Genomic DNA, 17,142 nt, shown 5'->3' on the forward strand with positions numbered 1-17,142 from the left:
TTTTGTGTCTGATGGTTTTATCTAATGACTCTATGATGGGTATTGGCCATCCGCGCCTATGGATCCAAAAATGACCTCAAACACGCCGCCGAATGAAACTTCCGCCGCGCCTGGCGCGCCGCCACGCCGTGGGCTAATGCGCTCGGGGCTGGTGGTTAGCTCCATGACCATGCTTTCTCGCGTGATGGGCCTGATCCGTGATGTGGTGGTGGCGACGCTTTTGGGCGCCGGGAATGGTGCGGATGCCTTTTTTGTCGCTTTTAAAATCCCTAATTTTTTGCGGCGCCTGTTTGCTGAAGGTGCCTTTAACCAGGCCTTTGTGCCGGTGCTTTCCGAGTACTCGACCCAGCGCAGTAAGCAGGAAATTCGCGAGCTACTCAACGCCGTAGCCGGTAGTTTAACCGCGTTGCTGGCTTTGATTACCGCGCTTGCGATGCTGTGCGCGCCCTGGCTTATCTGGGTGTTTGCGCCCGGTTTTGGCAGTGACCCCGCCAAGCATGCCTTGACCGCCGATATGCTGCGCCTCACGTTTCCGTATTTGCTGCTGATCTCTCTCACGGCTTTTTCTGGCAGCGTGCTAAATACCTGGAACCGTTTTGCAGTGCCCGCCTTTACGCCGGTTTTGCTCAACCTGTCACTCATTGGCGCCGCGCTCTTTTTAATGCCGTTAATGGATGAGCCCGCCATGGCGCTGGCCTGGGGCGTGCTGATTGCAGGTGCTGCCCAGCTGATTTTTCAGGTGCCGTTTTTAATGCGTTTGGGCCTGATGCCCACGCCTTGGCCGAACTTCGCTCATGAAGGCGTTAAGCGCATTTTAAAGCTGATGGGCCCGGCGCTGTTTGGGGTCTCGGTCTCGCAAATTAACCTGCTGCTGGATACGGTGTTGGCGTCACTGCTGGTGGCGGGCAGTGTCTCCTGGCTTTACTACTCTGACCGCTTGGTAGAGCTGCCGCTCGGCGTCTTTGGTGTGGCGATAGCAACGGTGATATTACCCGCACTTTCCAAGCGCCACGCTGAACAGTCAAAGGCGCATTTTGCCGCCATGCTCGACTGGGCGATCCGGTTAGTGCTTTTGGTGGGCCTGCCTGCCGCACTGGCGTTGGCGGTATTGGCCGAGCCGCTATTGATCACGCTATTTCACTATGGCGCAATGACCGACCACGATATTCAGATGGCCGCGATGAGCCTGCGTGCCTATGCCTTTGGCCTGGTCGCCTTTATGCTGATTAAGGTATTGGCGCCTGGTTTTTTTGCCCGCCAGGACACCAAAACGCCAGTGAAGGTGGGTATTATCGCCATGGTCGCTAATATGGTGTTCAACCTGATGTTGGTTTGGCCGCTTGCCCATGCCGGGTTGGCGCTCGCCACGGCGCTGTCGGCATTTATGAACGCGGGTATGCTGGGAGTATTGCTGTACAGGCAGGGCGTGCTGGTTTTCCAGCCGGGCTGGGGTCGGTACGCGGTGCAACTATTGGGCGGTAGCGGTTTGATGTGTACTGCGCTTTATATGGTGTCGCCAGAGTGGCACGCGTGGCTTGCGTTTAGCCTGTGGCAGCGTGTTGCCTGGGTGGCCGGGCTGGTAGGTTTAGGGGGCGGGATTTATGTTGTCTGGCTTACCGCGCTGGGCCTGCGGCCACGGCATTTTAAAATGCAGAGCTAAACCCTACAGCGGCAATGCGTGGCCGAACGCTTAAAAGTCACGTTGAATCGGCAGAGAGTTAGACATATATCACGGCAGGTTCGCTATAATCAGAGCTTTTTAAGCTTCACCCAAACCCAACAAGGTTTGGGAGCGGCAAATTATTAACGGCTGAGGTGCCATGCGCGTCATTCGAGGACTGCACAATCTGGTAGCGGCACAGCGTGGCTGCGTCGCTACCATTGGAAATTTTGACGGTGTGCATCGTGGCCATCAGGCAATTTTGCAGCAGTGCCGCGAGCACGCTGCGCGCCTAAACGTGCCGCTAACCGTGGTCGTGTTTGAGCCCCAGCCGCGTGAGTATTTTGCCGGTGACCAGGCACCCCCACGGCTAACGCGCTTGCGTGAAAAGGTGCGTCTGTTGGGTCAGTACGGCGCTGAACAGGTGCTGTGCCTGCCGTTTAATAATGCCCTTAGAAGCCTGACCGGGCGCGAATTTATTGATCAGGTGCTGATCGAAGGGCTGGGTGTTAAACATCTGGTCGTTGGTGATGACTTCCGTTTTGGCTGTGACCGCCAGGGTGACTTTACGCTGCTGGCAGCGGTGGGCGAAGAGCAGGGCTTTGGGGTTGAACATACCCGCACCTTTACGGTTGAGAACGAGCGGGTTTCAAGCTCACGTGTGCGTACCTTGCTTGCCAGCGGTAACTTTGCCGCAGCGGCCAATCTGTTAGGGCGGGCGTATTCGCTGGATGGGCGTGTGGTACGTGACCAGCAGCTTGGCCGCACCATTGGTGTGCCCACGGCGAACCTGCCCCTGCTGCCTCAGCCCTTAACGTTGCGCGGTGTCTATGCCGTTGGGGTGACGCTTGAAAACGGCCAACGCTACCACGGAATTGCTAACGTTGGCTTTCGGCCGACGGTTGGCTCCAGGCGGCCCACACTGGAAGTCAACCTGTTTGACTTTGACGGTGACCTCTACGACAAACGCATGACGGTATTTCCCTGTGCGCGGCTTCGTGGGGAAGTGAAATTCGACAACTTTGATGCGCTAAAAGCGCAAATTGAGCGCGATCAGAGCCAGGCACATCGCTACTTTGCGACGGCCGTCACTGACTGTCATAACGCGCTGCCGCTAGCCTCGGCCCCGCTTGGGCGTGAGGCTATGGCCTCCAAGGCTCAGGCTTCCAAGCCCCAGGTTTCCAAGACAATTTCTTCTGATCCTTCTTCGGCGGATGACGCTGCCGATGCTAACAACGGCTGACCGAACCATGGACTATAAGCACACGCTAAACTTGCCTGAAACCGACTTTCCTATGCGTGGTATGTTGCCCAAGCAGGAGCCGGGACGCGTTTCACGCTGGCAAGATATGAACCTGTACCAGCGCCTGCGCGAAGCGCGTGCTGGCGCACCGCTGTTTGTACTGCATGATGGCCCTCCCTACGCCAACGGCAGTATCCATATTGGTCACGCCGTTAATAAAATTTTAAAAGATATTATCGTTAAATCGAAAAACCTGGCGGGCTTTGATGCGCCTTACGTGCCGGGCTGGGACTGCCATGGCCTGCCCATTGAGCACAAGGTAGAAACCACGCACGGTAAGCACCTGGCGCCTGCAAAAGCGCGTGAGCTATGCCGTGAGTACGCGGGCGCTCAGGTTGAAACACAGCTGGCTGATTTTGTGCGCTTGGGAATTATCGGCGATTGGAATCATCCCTACCGCACCATGGACTACGCCAATGAAGCAGGCGAGATTCGCGCACTGGCCGATATGGTCGAAGCGGGCTACGTCTTTAAGGGCCTGAAGCCGGTTAACTGGTGCTTTGACTGCGGTTCAGCTTTGGCTGAAGCGGAAGTCGAGTATCAAGACAAAAAGTCCGACGCGATTGATGTCGCCTTCCCGGTGGAAGATGCCGATAAGCTGGCCGCTGCGTTTGGCCTGAGCGAGCTGCCCAAACCGGCGGCGGTGGTGATCTGGACCACCACGCCCTGGACGATCCCTGCCAACCAGGCGCTGAACGTTCACCCCGAATTTACCTACGCGTTGGTCGATACCGGCGAGCGCCTGCTGCTGCTAGCCGAAGAACTGGTCGAAAGCTGCCTTGAACGCTTTGGTTTACAAGGCGAGGTCATCGCTACCACTCGCGGTGAAAAGCTAGACCTGATCAACTTCCGCCACCCGTTCTATGATCGCCTGTCGCCAGTTTACCTGGCCGATTACGTCGAGTCAGAAGTGGGCAGCACCGGTATCGTTCACTCCGCGCCTTCTTACGGCCTGGATGACTTTAATACCTGCCGCGCCCACGACATGAGCTTTGACGACATGCTGAACCCGGTACAGGGCAACGGCGTGTACGTTGATGACCTGCCGTTCTTTGGCGGCCAGATGATCTGGAAAGCCAACCCCAACATCGTCGCCAAGCTTGACGAAGTGGGTGCGCTGATGGCGCATAAGCCCATCGTGCACAGCTACATGCACTGCTGGCGCCATAAAACGCCGGTCATCTACCGCGCGACAGCCCAGTGGTTTGTGGGCATGGATATTCAGGGGAAAGACGGTAAAACCCTGCGTGAACGTGCGCTGGAAGGCATCGAGGCGACCCAGTTCACGCCCGCCTGGGGGCAGGCGCGTCTGCACAGCATGATCGCTAACCGCCCGGATTGGTGCATCTCGCGTCAGCGTAACTGGGGTGTGCCGATTCCGTTCTTCCTGCATAAGCAAACCGGCGAGCTGCATCCGCGCACCATTGAGCTGATGGAAGAAGTCGCTAAACGCGTGCAGGAGCAAGGCATTGATGCCTGGTTTAGCCTCGACGCTGCTGAGCTGCTGGGCGCGGAAGCCGCCGAATACGACAAGACGACTGATACGCTGGATGTCTGGTTTGACTCCGGCACCACGCACCGCCATGTGCTGCGTGGTTCGCATCCACATGGCCATGAAAGCGGCCCGCGAGCTGATTTGTATCTGGAAGGCTCTGACCAGCACCGCGGCTGGTTCCACTCGTCGCTACTGACCGGTTCAGCAATTGACGGTCACGCGCCGTATCGTCAGCTATTGACCCACGGCTTTACCGTCGATTCGCAAGGCCGTAAGCAGTCCAAGTCGTTGGGTAATGTCATCGCGCCGCAGTCGGTGATGGACAAGCTAGGTGCCGACATTCTACGTCTCTGGGTGGCCTCGACGGATTACTCCAATGAAATGGCCGTGTCGGATGAGATCCTCAAGCGTACAGCGGACGTGTATCGGCGTATTCGCAACACGTCGCGCTTTCTTTTGGCCAACCTGACCGGCTTTGACCCGGCGCGCGATATGGTGGCTTTTGAGGATATGATCGCTCTGGATCGTTGGGTCGTTGACCGCGCACTGCAGCTCCAGGAGCGCATTCAGAAAGCGTATGAAGAGTACCGCTTCCTGGATGTGTATCAGCAGGTGCATACGTTCTGCGCGCGCGACCTGGGTGGTTTCTATCTGGATATCATCAAGGATCGCCAGTACACCACGCAGGCTGATTCGCTGGCACGCCGCAGCTGTCAGAGCGCGCTCTATCATGTTATCGAGGCGCTTTCGCGTTGGGTCGCTCCGATTCTCTCCTTCACCGCTGAGGAGATTTACGAGCATATCCCGGGCAAACGTGGCGACAGCGTGCTGCTGGAAACCTACTATACCGACCTGAAGCCCCTTGATGCTGACGCCGAGATGGGGCGTGAATACTGGGAAGCAGTGCTAGAGGTCAAGCAGGCGGTGAATAAGCGCTTGGAAGAAGCGCGTAGCGAAGGAGCCATCAAAGGCTCGCTGGACAGCGAAGTCACCCTTTACGTCAGCGACGAACTCAATGTGTTGCTGTCACAACTGGGCGACGAGTTACGCTTTGTGCTGATTACCTCGGAAGCGACCCTCAAGCCGCTAGCGGATGCCGAGGCATCTGCCTATAGCGAGCTAGAAGGGCTCAAAGTAGCGGTGGTCGTCAGTGCGTTTGAGAAGTGCGAACGTAGCTGGGAGCGCCGCCCTGACGTAGGCACGCATCCTGAGCATCCCACGCTGTGCAAGCGTTCGATTCTTAACCTGCCGGATGGCCCGGGTGAGGTGCGTCACTATGCCTGAGTCGGTCTCGTCCAACGCGCGGCCGCCCATGCGCCAGCCGCTGCGCTGGCTGTGGTTGGCCGTTGCCGTGATTGTGCTGGATTTGGCCACCAAGGCGATTGCCAGCAGCCAGCTGGGGTATCTGCAGCCGGTAGAAGTGCTGCCGTTTTTTAACTTCACCTTAATGCATAACACGGGGGCGGCCTTTAGCTTTTTGGCTTCTCACCCTGGTTGGCAGCGCTGGTTTTTTGCGGTCATCGCGATTGGCGCAAGCGTGGGCTTAACCATCTGGCTTTCCCGTGTTAGAGCCGATGAAAAGCTGCTGGCCATTTCGCTTCCGCTGATTATCGGTGGGGCGCTTGGGAACCTCTATGACCGCCTGGTGCATGGCTACGTGGTCGATTTTTTATCGTTTCATGTGGCCGGTTGGTACTATCCCGCCTTTAACGTGGCAGACATCGGGATTACTCTGGGGGCCATTGGGTTGATTTGGGAGTCAGTGATGGGTGACCGGCGGCGCAAAAAAGCCCACTCAACGAAGTAACCCGCGACCTCTAACTCGGTTAGCATTAATCAGGCCCTGGTGGCAGTATGCCAGGGCCTTACCACATAGCGAGCAGTGTAATGAGTGATTACCTGATTGATGAGGGGATGGAAGTGACCCTGCACTTCACCCTGAAACTTGAAGATGGCACGGTAGTGGACTCTACCAAAGAGAAGGCACCGGCCACCTTTCAGTACGGTGACGGCAATTTGCCACCCGGCTTTGAGCACCCGATTAAAGGCATGACAACGGGCGAGACAGGTACTTTTCAGGTCTCTCCCGAGCATGCCTTTGGGCAGCACAATCCGCAAAATATCCAGACGTTAAAGCGCGCTGATTTTGGCGATGAAACGCCTGAAATTGGTATGGTGATGTCGTTTGCCGATAAAGCGGGAACGGAATTGCCTGGTGTGGTCAAAACCATTGAAGGCGACCGCGTCGAGGTGGATTTTAATCATCCGCTGGCGGGACGCACGTTAACCTTTGAGGTTGACGTACTGGATGTAAAACCGGTTACAACGCACTAGTCTTTAGCATTGGCTTTAGCATTAGCCGGGTTCTTATTCACTAAACGGTGCGGTAACGCATCAAGGCACTACTATGCAATCGACGCAAGCACAGCCCATACAGATCAAATTGGCCAATCCGCGTGGTTTTTGTGCCGGCGTGGATCGCGCTATAGACATCGTCAACCGTGCACTGGATGTGTTCGGGCCGCCTATCTATGTGCGCCATGAAGTTGTCCACAACCGCTTTGTGGTGGAAACGCTGCGCGAGCGTGGGGCTGTCTTCGTGGAAGAGCTCGACGAAGTGCCGGATGACGTGATCGTCATTTTCTCTGCGCATGGCGTGTCTCAAGCCGTACAGTCCGATGCTGACCGGCGTGGGCTGAAAGTGTTTGATGCCACTTGCCCGCTGGTCACCAAGGTGCATTTGGAAGTCTTGCGCTACGCCAAGCGGGGGCACGAGTGCGTGCTGATTGGGCATGCAGGCCATCCCGAAGTAGAAGGCACCATGGGGCGCTATGACACGGCGCATGGCGGTCGCATCTATCTAGTCGAAGATGAGCAGGACGTTGCCAGCCTGGAGGTCAAGGATCCTTCCAGCCTTGCCTTTGTGACCCAAACAACGCTGTCGATGGATGACACGGCCAAAGTGATTGACGCACTGCGCGAGAGGTTTCCCGAGATCAGTGGGCCGCGTAAAGATGATATTTGTTACGCCACACAAAACCGCCAGGATGCGGTGCGTGAACTGGCCGCGGACAGTGACTTAGTGCTTGTAGTGGGCAGCCCCAATAGTTCCAACTCTAACCGCCTGCGCGAGCTTTCCGAGCGTATGGGAACACCGGCGTACCTGATAGATAATGCCGACCAGATTGAGTCAACGTGGCTTGAAAACGTCGGCCGCATCGGCGTAACGGCGGGTGCCAGTGCCCCGGAAGTGCTGGTGAAAGGCGTAATTGGCAAGCTTCAGTCATTGGGTGCTTCCATGCCAGAAGAGCTAAAAGGCCGCGAAGAGAGCATTACGTTCTCCATGCCCAAAGAGCTGCGCGAGCAGGTAATCGTCAGCAGTTGATGCACTGCGTATGCGGTGGCTGACGCAGGAGCATCACGTGAGGTTTTCGCTTTATCCTTATCCTTTTCGCGCTGGCGACTCGATAGAGCGTCAGCGCGGTTTTACGCTTCTTGAGCTTGTGGTGGTGATGGGCATTCTCGGTCTTATCGCTGGCATGGCTTACCCTGCCTACACCCGCTACCTGCAAACATCCCTGCGCACGGATGCGCATGCGGGGTTAAGGCAGGCGGCGGCTGAACTAGAGCGCTGTCACGCCCGAACCTACACCTACCAGGAGTGTGAGATGTCCCGCCTGTCACCAAGCGGGCATTATCGCCTTGCCTATTCTGAACGCCAGGACGGTCGCTATGTGCTAAGCGCGTCGACTGAGCGAAAAGATGGCTGTGGCCAGGCCATAACGCTCAGTAGTCAAGGTGAACGCTTGCCCGAGACGTGCTGGTAAGTGCGGCGCCAAGAGGGGGTTACTCTGGTTGAGGTGTTAATTGCCTTGGCCTTGCTGGCGTTTGGGCTGATCGGCATCGCCGCCATTCAGCTAACGTCGCTGCAAAGTGCCGCTTCGGGCTACCAATACTCCGTGGCAAGTGTGGCAGCTCTGGATGCACAGGAGCGCGCCTGGGCGCAGTTGGCGGCGAAACAAAACTGCCGACACCTCGCGCTGGCGGGGCTGGAGAGTGACTGGCAGGCCGAGTGGTTTACGCCTTCACAAGCACCGCTTAACGGTGCAACGGGCACGGTTGATAGCGCTTTTGTATCCGGAGGCTGCCAATTGACCGTCTCCATTACGATGCGTGCACGGCCTTCCAATCAAGCGGCTGACCATTTTGACTACGTGTTTACCTTGCCCTTTATTGAAGCGCGCTATGCTGGCGAGGCGCCTAATGCTCAATAAGCGCCAAGGAGGATTTACGCTGGTTGAAATGATGGTCGCGATGGTGATCGGCGCCATTATTATTTTGGGTGCAGGCCAGCTTTTGTTAACTACTGTGACGACCTTTCAGCGCGTCGAGGCCATCAGTCGCGAGCAGGAAGCGCTTGTGTTTGCCGTTCAATCGCTCACCCGCGACATTCGTAAAGGCGAAGCAGGCCAGTATGAGGTCAATGACTCGCTGGTCGATGCGACCACCTGTGCGTTACGTCATAACAGCCAGCCCTTGATAGAAGGACTTTATAAAGGCAATCACGCATGCGACTCGCTTAGGCTGTTTGAGAAAGACGCCGATGGTATAACAGGGCTTTATCGGATAACGCTCCAATTTGCGGGCGAACGCCAAGCGCCGTTTGTATGGCATGTAATGCAGCGTGATCACGTTATCACGCGTCTCACGTCCCTTCCCGCCACGGAGGGCAGCCCATGAAGCATCAGCAGGGTGCAGCGCTGGTGATCGTTATGGCACTTCTTTCTGCCGCGCTGTTGCTGGGCGTAGCGAGTATGCGAACGGCGTTAGTCGATGAGCGCTTGGCGGGTAATTTTCGGGTTGCCGTTCAGGCCCAAATGCTGGACGAGAGCCTGCTGGCTGTCTTGTCGGACCGCCAGTATGCAGCATCGCGGGATGCCTTCTTGAATCGTTTACTAACGTACCCACCAGGCTTCGATATCGGCGATAAGCGACAGTTGCAGAGCGATGACAGTCAGGCGTTGTTGCCACGCCAAGCGCTCAACGCACTGCTTGAGGCATTGCCAATAGCGCAAGCCGAGGGCCAAAGGCGATTATTTGATGATCTCATCATTGATATTGAGCGGCTGGCGGATCAGCGCGTTGCCATCACGGCCAGAAGCGGTGGTGCGTCTGCCAGTACGCACGCTGTTTTTGTGAGGCAAAGCCCGGAAGAAGCAACGTGGCGGCTGGCAGGATTGCGCTGATGGCATTCGCCACGCGTAAATTCGCGCGTTATGATAGAGCTATTTGCCCAAGAGCCTAAACACAATGAGTCAAACTGCTAAAACCCGTGTCTTAACCGGCATTAAAACTACAGGCACCCCGCACTTAGGCAACTATATTGGGGCCATTAAACCGGCGATTGAAGCAAGTCAGGACCCCAATGTGCAGTCGTTCTATTTTTTGGCGGATTACCACGCGCTAATTAGCTGTCAGGATCCAAAGCGCGTGCAAGCGTCGCGCCTGGAAATTGCCGCTACCTGGCTGGCGCTTGGGCTGGATACCGACAACGCCATTTTTTACCGCCAGTCTGATTTGATTGAAGTTCAAGAACTCTCGTGGATGCTTTCCTGCGTGTGTGCCAAGGGCCTGATGAACCGCGCCCACGCCTACAAAGCCGCCGTGGCTGAGAACGAAGAAGCAGGCGACCAGGACGCGGACAAGGGCATCACCATGGGGCTTTTTGGCTACCCGGTATTGATGGCTGCCGATATCCTGATGTTCAACGCCAAAAAGGTGCCGGTAGGGCGCGACCAGATTCAGCATATCGAAATGGCACGTGATATGGCCGGGCGGTTCAACCACCTCTATAAAGGGCAGTACTTTACGCTGCCCGAAGCGGTGGTGAATGAGAAGGTGGAAGTGTTGAAAGGGCTGGACGGGCGCAAAATGTCCAAAAGCTATAACAATACGATTCCGCTGTTCTCACCCGAGAAAAAGCTTCAAAAGCTGGTGCGTAAAATCAAGACCAACTCGCTTGAGCCCGGCGAGCCGAAAGACCCGGATACCTGCACTCTGTTCCAGATATACTCGGCCTTTGCGACCGAAAGCGAAACGTCTGCTCTGCGTGAACAGTACGCCGCCGGTATTGGCTGGGGCGATGCTAAAAATCAGGTATTTGAGTATATCAATGCGCACCTGAGCGAACCCCGCGAGCGCTACAATGCGCTAATGGATGACCCTGCCCATATTGAAGCGGTGCTGCAAAAAGGTGCTCAGCGTGCTCGGGAGGAGGCCGCGATAACCATGGATAAACTGCGCTCAGCGGTCGGCCTTGGGCGTTTTATCTGATGGATGATTAACGCACACTTTTGAGTGTGAGAAAAGCCAGCCTCAAAGAGGCTGGCTAGCGGTTTTCAATGACTGCCCAACCGTATTACTTCACTACCGGGCAACGCTCGCGGCGCAGTGACTTCATTAGTGTGTCATCGACGTCCAGGTGGCCTTGAACAATGCTGGCGGGTGTCAGCGCCAGCCATTGATTCAGTGAGACATCGCGGTAGTCGCCCTTGTTGAATACGTTGAGAACATACACTGGCTCGTCACCGATATTCTCAATGTAGTGCGCCAGGTTCTTCGGCACATAGCCGACGTCGCCGGGGCCGTAGTTAAAAGTACGCGCATTGCTGACAGCATTGAACACGGTCATGCGCGCCTGGCCAGACAGGTAGTACTGAATTTCATCAGCATCCGGGTGCCAGTGAATTTCTCGCATGCCGCCGGGCTCAAGCTTAATCATCAACATCGCCATGGTCGTGACGTCGAAACTTTTCGAATCGATGATTTTGGTCGCGCCGCCTTGCCATGTGTTTTCAGGAATATCGCCTCCCCGGAACACATATTTGCCTGTCATGTTACCAGCGCCGAGCTCTTCGCGAACCTGCTCAATGGGCGCTGGCTGTGGCTGACGGAAAATATACTTTTCAGACGGCGGGATGTTGTCGAAGGCACTTTCCGGAACACCGAAGTTCTTGGCCAGCACCTCTTTCGGCATATGTGCGAAGAGCTCTGTGACGAGCAGTGTCTCGTTTTCGGAGAAGTTACCGTCATTGAAGATCAGCACGAATTCGGTACCTTCTTCAAGACCCTGAATGGCATGTGGAACGCCTGCGGGGGCAAACCAGAGATCACCTGGCCCGAGATCTTCAACCAGCGTTTGACGGTTTTCGTCAACCAGGTAGAAACGCACGCGGCCTTCCGTTACATAGGCCCATTCGGCTTCTTTATGCCAATGGAGCTCACGAATAACACCAGGGCCAAGGCGCATATTAACGATAGCGAGTTCTTCCAAAGCCGGGCACTCGCGCAGCGTCACTTCCCGCGCCCAGCCGCCGTCTTCAAGACGGTTATGAGCCATGGCGAACGGAAACTTCAGGTTCGGGATCCCGGCATTGTCGGTTTCTGGAGGCAGGAAGATATCTGGGTTCATTTTATCCAGAACAACATTACGTGGGCCTGGGTCGTCAGCGCCCTGGGTTCCGCGAATGGGCTGAGGTACGTCTTTATCAGTCATGGCTTTGCTCCTGTATTTACTTACAACGTATTGGTCAATGTAGTTATTGTTACAGTTGAAGTGGATAACAGCCGGGTGATGCTATTCAGAAATTAAACGAACTCCTCACTCTCCTTCGCGCTATATAACCGTACGGCCAGAGCATCAAACTCCAGGTTCGATATGTCTGCTTTAGAAACGTTATCATTGAACTTTAAAGATAAAGTGGTGTGCTATTTTTCTTAGGTGTTGGGTTCCGGATGATCAAATGAGCTATAGGAGTTATCCTTTGCTGGCAGCCAGAGAGCTTCTACAGCAATTCATCCGGGAGCAGGTTCATGGACATCAAGCTGCATAAGCAGGCGACCACGACACCGAAAATCCGTGCCGAGATCCAGGCAGCACCCGCCAGCATCACGGATAGCGAGTTGGCCCGTCAGTATGGCGTATCCGACTCGACCATACGCCGCTGGCGATACCGCGACGATGTCCATGACCGGCCGCATACACGCCACAACCTGCTGGCCACGCTCACTACCGAGCAGGAAGACGTGCTGATCGCCGCCCGCGAATTCCTTCGTCTCGGCCTGGATGACCTCCTCGTCGTGGCACGTGAGTTCCTGAATCCTCGGTTGTCACGCTCCGGCTTGCACCGCATGCTCAAGCGGCGTGAGGTGCCAACGCTGGCGAACCTGGCACGGCAGGATGCCGGCGATGACGCGAGACCTCGGCACAAGCCGTTCAAGGACTACGAGCCCGGGTACGTGCATATCGACATCAAGCACCTGCCCCAGATGCCTGACGAGCAGCAGAAACGCTACCTGTACGTGGCCATCGATCGGGCAACGCGCTGGGTGTATCTGGAAGTCAGACACAGCCAGTCCGCGAAGGATGCACGGGCGTTCATGAAGCGAGTGGAAGAGAAGAGCCCCTTCAAGATTCAGACAGTGCTGACCGACAACGGTAAGTCCTTCACGGATCGCTTCACAAGGGCCGGTGAACGTAAGCCTAGCGGCCGCCACCCGTTCGACCAGGAGTGCCAGGCCCATGGTATCGACCATCGCCTGATCAAGCCGGGAAGGCCGCAGACGAACGGTGTGGTAGAACGGTTCAACGGCCGCATCAGCGACGTGCTGGCCACTCGACGGTATACCTCAGGCGAGGACCTGGAACAGACGCTAAAGCGGTACTGTTGGCTGTACAATCACCATATCCCGCAGAAGGCGCTGCATCATCAATCACCGATCGCGGCGATGAAGGAGTGGCAGGCCAAGCGACCTGAGTTATTTACCAAACGGGTTGTCAATCACGCGGGACCCGACACTTAGGCACCTGCAAGTCCACTGCCAACCATATCTAGCGGCTTAATAGTCTTGTCGAAGAGTTCGGCACTAACCTTGCCTGAAGCCAAGGCAGCATCACGCAGGCTTGTGCCGTCCGCGATTGCCTTTTCGGCTATGTGCGCTGCATTTTGATAACCGATCACGGGCGATAGAGCCGTTACTAGCATCACACTTCCTGCGACGTATTCTTTGATTTTCTTCTCGTTCAGTTCCGTGCCTTCCACAGAAAACTCACAAAATCTACCGCATCCATCGGCGATAATCCGGGCAGAATGCAAAAAGTTATTGATGATCACAGGCCGCATGGCGTTAAGTTCGAAGTTGCCTTGGCTGCCAGCGACGGAAACAGCTGTATCGTTGCCCATTACCTGGATAGCAATCATGACGATTGCTTCGCACTGGGTTGGATTAACCTTTCCAGGCATGATAGAAGAGCCAGGTTCGTTGGACGGCAAGGTGAGTTCGGCGAAGCCGCAACGCGGTCCAGAAGCCAGCCAGCGCATGTCGTTGGCAATCTTCATTAACGCTACTGCAAGCCCACGAAGTGCTGCATGTGCTCGGACCATTGCATCCAACGAGCCTTGTGCGGTGAACTTGTTAGGTGCTGTAATGAAAGGCTTGAAAGTCAGTTCGGCGATTTTTGCAGCAACGTCGACGGCAAAGCCTTTAGGCGCATTCAGGCCAGTGCCAACGGCCGTTCCACCGACAGCCAGCTCGTAGAGCCCCGAGCGGCTGGCCTCAATGTCAGCAATTGCTGCTCTAATCTGCCCGGCCCAACCGTGCCATTCCTGGCCAACCGTTAAAGGGACAGCATCTTCCAGGTGCGTACGTCCAATTTTTACTACGTCCATCCAGCGGTTGGCTTTGCTCTCAATCGTCTCCACAAGCTTTGTTACTTGGGGCAACAGTACCTCATCAATCGCGAATACTGAGGCGATGTGCATGGCGGTAGGAAATGTATCGTTTGACGACTGGCCCATATTGACGTCGTCGTTTGGAGCAACGGGTTGCTGAGAACCGATGCTACCGCCAAGAAGCTGAATTGCCCGGTTCGAAAGTACCTCATTAACATTCATGTTCGACTGAGTACCAGATCCTGTCTGCCAGACATACAGCGGGAAGTGGGCGTCGAGCTTACCGGTGATCGCCTCATCAGCGGCATGAATGATTGCGTCGCGCTTAGTGTCAGACAATCGACCAGCCGCCGCATTTACCATAGCGCATGCCTTTTTCACGTATCCATAGGCGTGATATACCTCTTTTGGCATTAAATCATCACCAATATTAAAGTGAATCAGCGAGCGCTGAGTCTGGGCACCCCAGTAACGATCCGCCGGCACGTCGACACTTCCCATAGAATCGAATTCAGAACGTGTGCCGTCGGCCTCAATGCCAATGGGGAGATCACGTAAGGCATCTGCTTGATTATTCGTCGTCATAGCTTATTATCCTGTATACAAAGATATAAAAGCGTAGCTGTCGTTGGAATGGGGGGAGACGCTGATGGCGTCATTGAAATATCGTCAGCGACAATGAACTGACAGCCTGCCCCCTATGTGAAGGTAGACTGTCAGTTCGCACTACTTTAATCAGCTTCCACAGGGTTATAGACTGGCCACCACTGAGCCTCACGTACGGCTTCCACAGGGTCCGAAAGATCCTTGGCGCGCACCAGCCCTTGACTCTGAGCAACCCGAATTACTTCCACAGCGACTGCACTGGATGTGGTGCGCAGCTCTGCATTCGATGGTAGAAGCGAAGCGCCGGGCTTATCTTCAGGACCTTGGCCCGCGACCGCTTGCGCGGCAGCAAAAATCATTTCATCCGTAATCTTGGCCACGCGTCCAACAATGGCGCCAAAGCCCAACCCAGGATAGAGAGCTGCATTATTAGCCTGGCCAATGACATAGTTGACACCCTTGTACTGCACGTCATCGAAGGGAGCGCCGGTGGCGACAAGTACCTTGCCGTCTGTCCACTCTATGAGATGAGCAGGAGTTGCTTCATGCAGTAAGGTGGGATTAGAAAGCGGAAAGATGATGGGCCTCTCAGCATTGGACGCCATGTCACGGACGATGCTTTCGGTAAATCGGCCTGGGGTCGTCGACGTTCCAATAAGGATAGTTGGCTTCACTTCGGAGACTACCGCCGCAAGGTCGATAATTCCGCTAGCGGCAGCGCGTGCTGCGCGTAGAGCCTCCATTGCAGGCCAGCGACTTTCGTCGGCCGGAATTGGCTCACAGGGTGTGCGTTTCCAATTAGTGACTTCATCAAGGGGCCGCGCATATGGACGCTGGAAATCAAGTAGGCCGTCCGTCATGTCGTCAGTAAGCAAGCCAGGAAGGTCCACCAACCAAATTTTACGAGTCGCCTCTTCTTTAGATACTCCGTGGCGAACCATTTGGTCCCGAATCTGATCTGCAATGCCGCACCCTGCTGTACCAGACCCTACGACTACAACGCGTTGTTCATTCCAGGGGTTTCCTGTGCGTTCTACCGCGTTTAGTAGACCTGCGAGTACGATTGCGCCCGTACCCTGCATGTCATCATTGAACGTTGGCAGCTTATCTCGATGACGCGCCAGAATGCGGCGTGCATTGGTGGAACCGAAGTCTTCCCAGTGCAACATTGCTTTAGGGAACAACTTATGCGCTGCGGCCGCATAGGCGTCCACAAAATCATCATACTGCTTGCCTCGTATACGACCATGGCGGTACCCAACATACTGGGGGGCATTCAACAATTTCTCATTGTCAGTCCCTACATCCAGTATCACCGGCACCACTCGGTGCGGATCTACGCCAGCAGCTGCAGTGTAAACAGCCAACTTACCAATAGAAATATCGATGCCGTTGGCCCCCCAATCACCGATACCAAGGATTTCCTCGGCATCAGATGCCACAAGCAAATCAATGTCATTCGCGCCTGCACCGAAGGCCGCAAGTTTCTCCTCGATTTTTTCTGGCTCATTGATTGAAAGGAAGATCCCACGTGGCCGGTGCATGATCTCACTAAAGTTCTCAATTGCCTCACCAACGATAGGGTCATAGACGATGGGAAGCATTTCCATCATATGACGTTGAAGGAGAGCATAAAATATTGTCACGTTGTCATCATGGAGATCCCACATATATATATGTTTTGCGAGATCAGTAGGTGCCGCGCTATAGGCCGCATAAGCGCGGATGAGTTGCGGTTCAAGTTCAGTAGTAATAATTGGGGGAAGCAGCCCGTTAAGACCAAGTGCGTCACGCTCACTCTGACTAAACGATGTTCCCTTATTTAAAGATGGGTCGCGAAGTACTGCGTACCCACGTGCTGCTGTTGTAATGCGCGTGCGACCAGAGCTATCTTTCGATATGTTGGCTTGCCTGCTAAACATTATAACTCTCCGTTTAATCGTTGCGACCCATCGTCGCTTTTTTCGCCAAAAGCCTGTAGTACAGGCGTTATTAGTTACCCATTATCTGATCTTGATAGTTCTTGTGATAGTTCTTGTAATGGTTGTTGCTCATGAATAACTTCTTTTTAAACTGCTTAAGAGGTCATTAATGATACTTATCAATGTAGATTAGCTTATGAAAAAAACAATATAAAAGTTAGGATGATTTGACGCTTTTTATGGATAGGTATGAGAGAAACAAATAAGCCTTTAATATTAATATTGTTTTATAAAAAATATTGCTTATTTATTTTTAAAGTGATGGATGCAGCTTCTAAGTGAGCAACAAAACAGTCATCATGGAGTGGGTGGCGGAGCCCCGTGGTGCTTCGCCATCAGTTCGCTCATCATCTCAACACTGGAAT

At 54.8% G+C, this 17,142-nt stretch carries 15 protein-coding genes; 12 read left to right on the forward strand and 3 right to left on the reverse strand.

What is annotated here, in order from left to right; all coding sequences use genetic code 11:
* Positions 1-70: 70 nt before the first annotated feature.
* From murJ to ACT3TC_RS08875, 11 genes are all read left to right on the forward strand, one after another.
* Positions 71-1,660 (forward strand): murein biosynthesis integral membrane protein MurJ, encoded by a 1,590-nt coding sequence (gene murJ / locus ACT3TC_RS08825; RefSeq protein ID WP_444639779.1) that lies wholly within the window; start codon positions 71-73, stop codon positions 1,658-1,660.
* A gap of 160 nt (positions 1,661-1,820) precedes the next feature.
* Positions 1,821-2,903 carry a bifunctional riboflavin kinase/FAD synthetase gene (ribF, locus tag ACT3TC_RS08830; protein WP_444639781.1) on the forward strand — a complete coding sequence of 361 codons (1,083 nt, stop codon included), beginning with the start codon at positions 1,821-1,823 and terminating at the stop codon, positions 2,901-2,903.
* 7 nt (positions 2,904-2,910) lie between these two features.
* Positions 2,911-5,742: an isoleucine--tRNA ligase gene (ileS, locus tag ACT3TC_RS08835; protein ID WP_172118961.1), complete on the forward strand. Its 2,832-nt coding sequence runs from the start codon at positions 2,911-2,913 to the stop codon at positions 5,740-5,742.
* A complete protein-coding gene (gene lspA, locus ACT3TC_RS08840; protein ID WP_172118960.1) occupies positions 5,735-6,265 on the forward strand; it encodes a signal peptidase II in 531 nt (176 codons plus the stop codon). Before ileS ends, lspA begins: the two co-directional genes overlap by 8 nt.
* Positions 6,266-6,345: 80 nt before the next feature.
* The gene (gene fkpB, locus ACT3TC_RS08845; protein ID WP_172118959.1) at positions 6,346-6,792 is read left to right on the forward strand and encodes an FKBP-type peptidyl-prolyl cis-trans isomerase; all 447 of its coding nucleotides are present in this window, start codon (positions 6,346-6,348) and stop codon (positions 6,790-6,792) included.
* Between the two features lie 73 nt (positions 6,793-6,865).
* A complete protein-coding gene (ispH, locus tag ACT3TC_RS08850) occupies positions 6,866-7,843 on the forward strand; it encodes a 4-hydroxy-3-methylbut-2-enyl diphosphate reductase (protein WP_444639782.1) in 978 nt (325 codons plus the stop codon).
* Between the two features lie 37 nt (positions 7,844-7,880).
* Complete coding sequence (locus ACT3TC_RS08855) at positions 7,881-8,285, forward strand: type IV pilin protein (protein ID WP_444639784.1); 405 nt, start codon at positions 7,881-7,883, stop codon at positions 8,283-8,285.
* Complete coding sequence (locus tag ACT3TC_RS08860) at positions 8,286-8,732, forward strand: type IV pilus modification PilV family protein (RefSeq protein ID WP_444639786.1); 447 nt, start codon at positions 8,286-8,288, stop codon at positions 8,730-8,732.
* Complete coding sequence (locus ACT3TC_RS08865) at positions 8,722-9,198, forward strand: PilW family protein (RefSeq protein WP_444639787.1); 477 nt, start codon at positions 8,722-8,724, stop codon at positions 9,196-9,198. The genes ACT3TC_RS08860 and ACT3TC_RS08865 overlap by 11 nt, the downstream gene beginning before the upstream one ends.
* Positions 9,195-9,704 (forward strand): PilX N-terminal domain-containing pilus assembly protein, encoded by a 510-nt coding sequence (locus tag ACT3TC_RS08870; protein WP_444639789.1) that lies wholly within the window; start codon positions 9,195-9,197, stop codon positions 9,702-9,704. The genes ACT3TC_RS08865 and ACT3TC_RS08870 overlap by 4 nt, the downstream gene beginning before the upstream one ends.
* Positions 9,705-9,768: 64 nt before the next feature.
* Positions 9,769-10,791 carry a tryptophan--tRNA ligase gene (locus ACT3TC_RS08875; RefSeq protein ID WP_444639790.1) on the forward strand — a complete coding sequence of 341 codons (1,023 nt, stop codon included), beginning with the start codon at positions 9,769-9,771 and terminating at the stop codon, positions 10,789-10,791.
* A gap of 85 nt (positions 10,792-10,876) precedes the next feature.
* Here ACT3TC_RS08875 and ACT3TC_RS08880 read toward each other — a convergent pair whose 3' ends face one another.
* Positions 10,877-12,013: a cupin domain-containing protein gene (locus tag ACT3TC_RS08880; protein ID WP_444622215.1), complete on the reverse strand. Its 1,137-nt coding sequence runs from the start codon at positions 12,011-12,013 to the stop codon at positions 10,877-10,879.
* 317 nt (positions 12,014-12,330) lie between these two features.
* Between ACT3TC_RS08880 and ACT3TC_RS08885 the strand changes: the two genes are divergently transcribed.
* Positions 12,331-13,320 carry an IS481 family transposase gene (locus ACT3TC_RS08885; RefSeq protein ID WP_444639792.1) on the forward strand — a complete coding sequence of 330 codons (990 nt, stop codon included), beginning with the start codon at positions 12,331-12,333 and terminating at the stop codon, positions 13,318-13,320.
* On the opposite strand, the gene fumC is transcribed toward ACT3TC_RS08885, so the two are convergent.
* Together fumC and ACT3TC_RS08895 are read right to left on the reverse strand one after the other, a co-directional pair.
* The gene (fumC, locus tag ACT3TC_RS08890; RefSeq protein WP_193054720.1) at positions 13,317-14,774 is read right to left on the reverse strand and encodes a class II fumarate hydratase; all 1,458 of its coding nucleotides are present in this window, start codon (positions 14,772-14,774) and stop codon (positions 13,317-13,319) included. The two genes, ACT3TC_RS08885 and fumC, sit on opposite strands and share 4 nt — an antisense overlap.
* A 146-nt stretch (positions 14,775-14,920) precedes the next feature.
* Positions 14,921-16,717 carry an NAD-dependent malic enzyme gene (locus tag ACT3TC_RS08895; RefSeq protein WP_444639793.1) on the reverse strand — a complete coding sequence of 599 codons (1,797 nt, stop codon included), beginning with the start codon at positions 16,715-16,717 and terminating at the stop codon, positions 14,921-14,923.
* Between the last annotated feature and the right edge of the window lie 425 nt (positions 16,718-17,142).

Origin of the sequence: Halomonas sp. AOP27-A1-41, assembly GCF_052378605.1 — a bacterium.
Taxonomy (GTDB): Bacteria; Pseudomonadota; Gammaproteobacteria; order Pseudomonadales; family Halomonadaceae; genus Vreelandella; species Vreelandella citrativorans.

Excerpts from the sequence above, each read along its gene's own strand:
- murJ (WP_444639779.1), top strand. The coding sequence starts at position 71 with ATGACCTCAAACACGCCGCCGAATGAAACTTCCGCCGCGCCTGGCGCG.
- ribF (WP_444639781.1), top strand. The coding sequence starts at position 1,821 with ATGCGCGTCATTCGAGGACTGCACAATCTGGTAGCGGCACAGCGTGGC.
- ileS (WP_172118961.1), top strand. The coding sequence starts at position 2,911 with ATGGACTATAAGCACACGCTAAACTTGCCTGAAACCGACTTTCCTATG.
- lspA (WP_172118960.1), top strand. The coding sequence starts at position 5,735 with ATGCCTGAGTCGGTCTCGTCCAACGCGCGGCCGCCCATGCGCCAGCCG.
- fkpB (WP_172118959.1), top strand. The coding sequence starts at position 6,346 with ATGAGTGATTACCTGATTGATGAGGGGATGGAAGTGACCCTGCACTTC.
- ispH (WP_444639782.1), top strand. The coding sequence starts at position 6,866 with ATGCAATCGACGCAAGCACAGCCCATACAGATCAAATTGGCCAATCCG.
- ACT3TC_RS08865 (WP_444639787.1), top strand. The coding sequence starts at position 8,722 with ATGCTCAATAAGCGCCAAGGAGGATTTACGCTGGTTGAAATGATGGTC.
- ACT3TC_RS08870 (WP_444639789.1), top strand. The coding sequence starts at position 9,195 with ATGAAGCATCAGCAGGGTGCAGCGCTGGTGATCGTTATGGCACTTCTT.
- ACT3TC_RS08875 (WP_444639790.1), top strand. The coding sequence starts at position 9,769 with ATGAGTCAAACTGCTAAAACCCGTGTCTTAACCGGCATTAAAACTACA.
- ACT3TC_RS08880 (WP_444622215.1), bottom strand. The coding sequence starts at position 12,013 with ATGACTGATAAAGACGTACCTCAGCCCATTCGCGGAACCCAGGGCGCT.
- ACT3TC_RS08885 (WP_444639792.1), top strand. The coding sequence starts at position 12,331 with ATGGACATCAAGCTGCATAAGCAGGCGACCACGACACCGAAAATCCGT.
- fumC (WP_193054720.1), bottom strand. The coding sequence starts at position 14,774 with ATGACGACGAATAATCAAGCAGATGCCTTACGTGATCTCCCCATTGGC.
- ACT3TC_RS08895 (WP_444639793.1), bottom strand. The coding sequence starts at position 16,717 with ATGTTTAGCAGGCAAGCCAACATATCGAAAGATAGCTCTGGTCGCACG.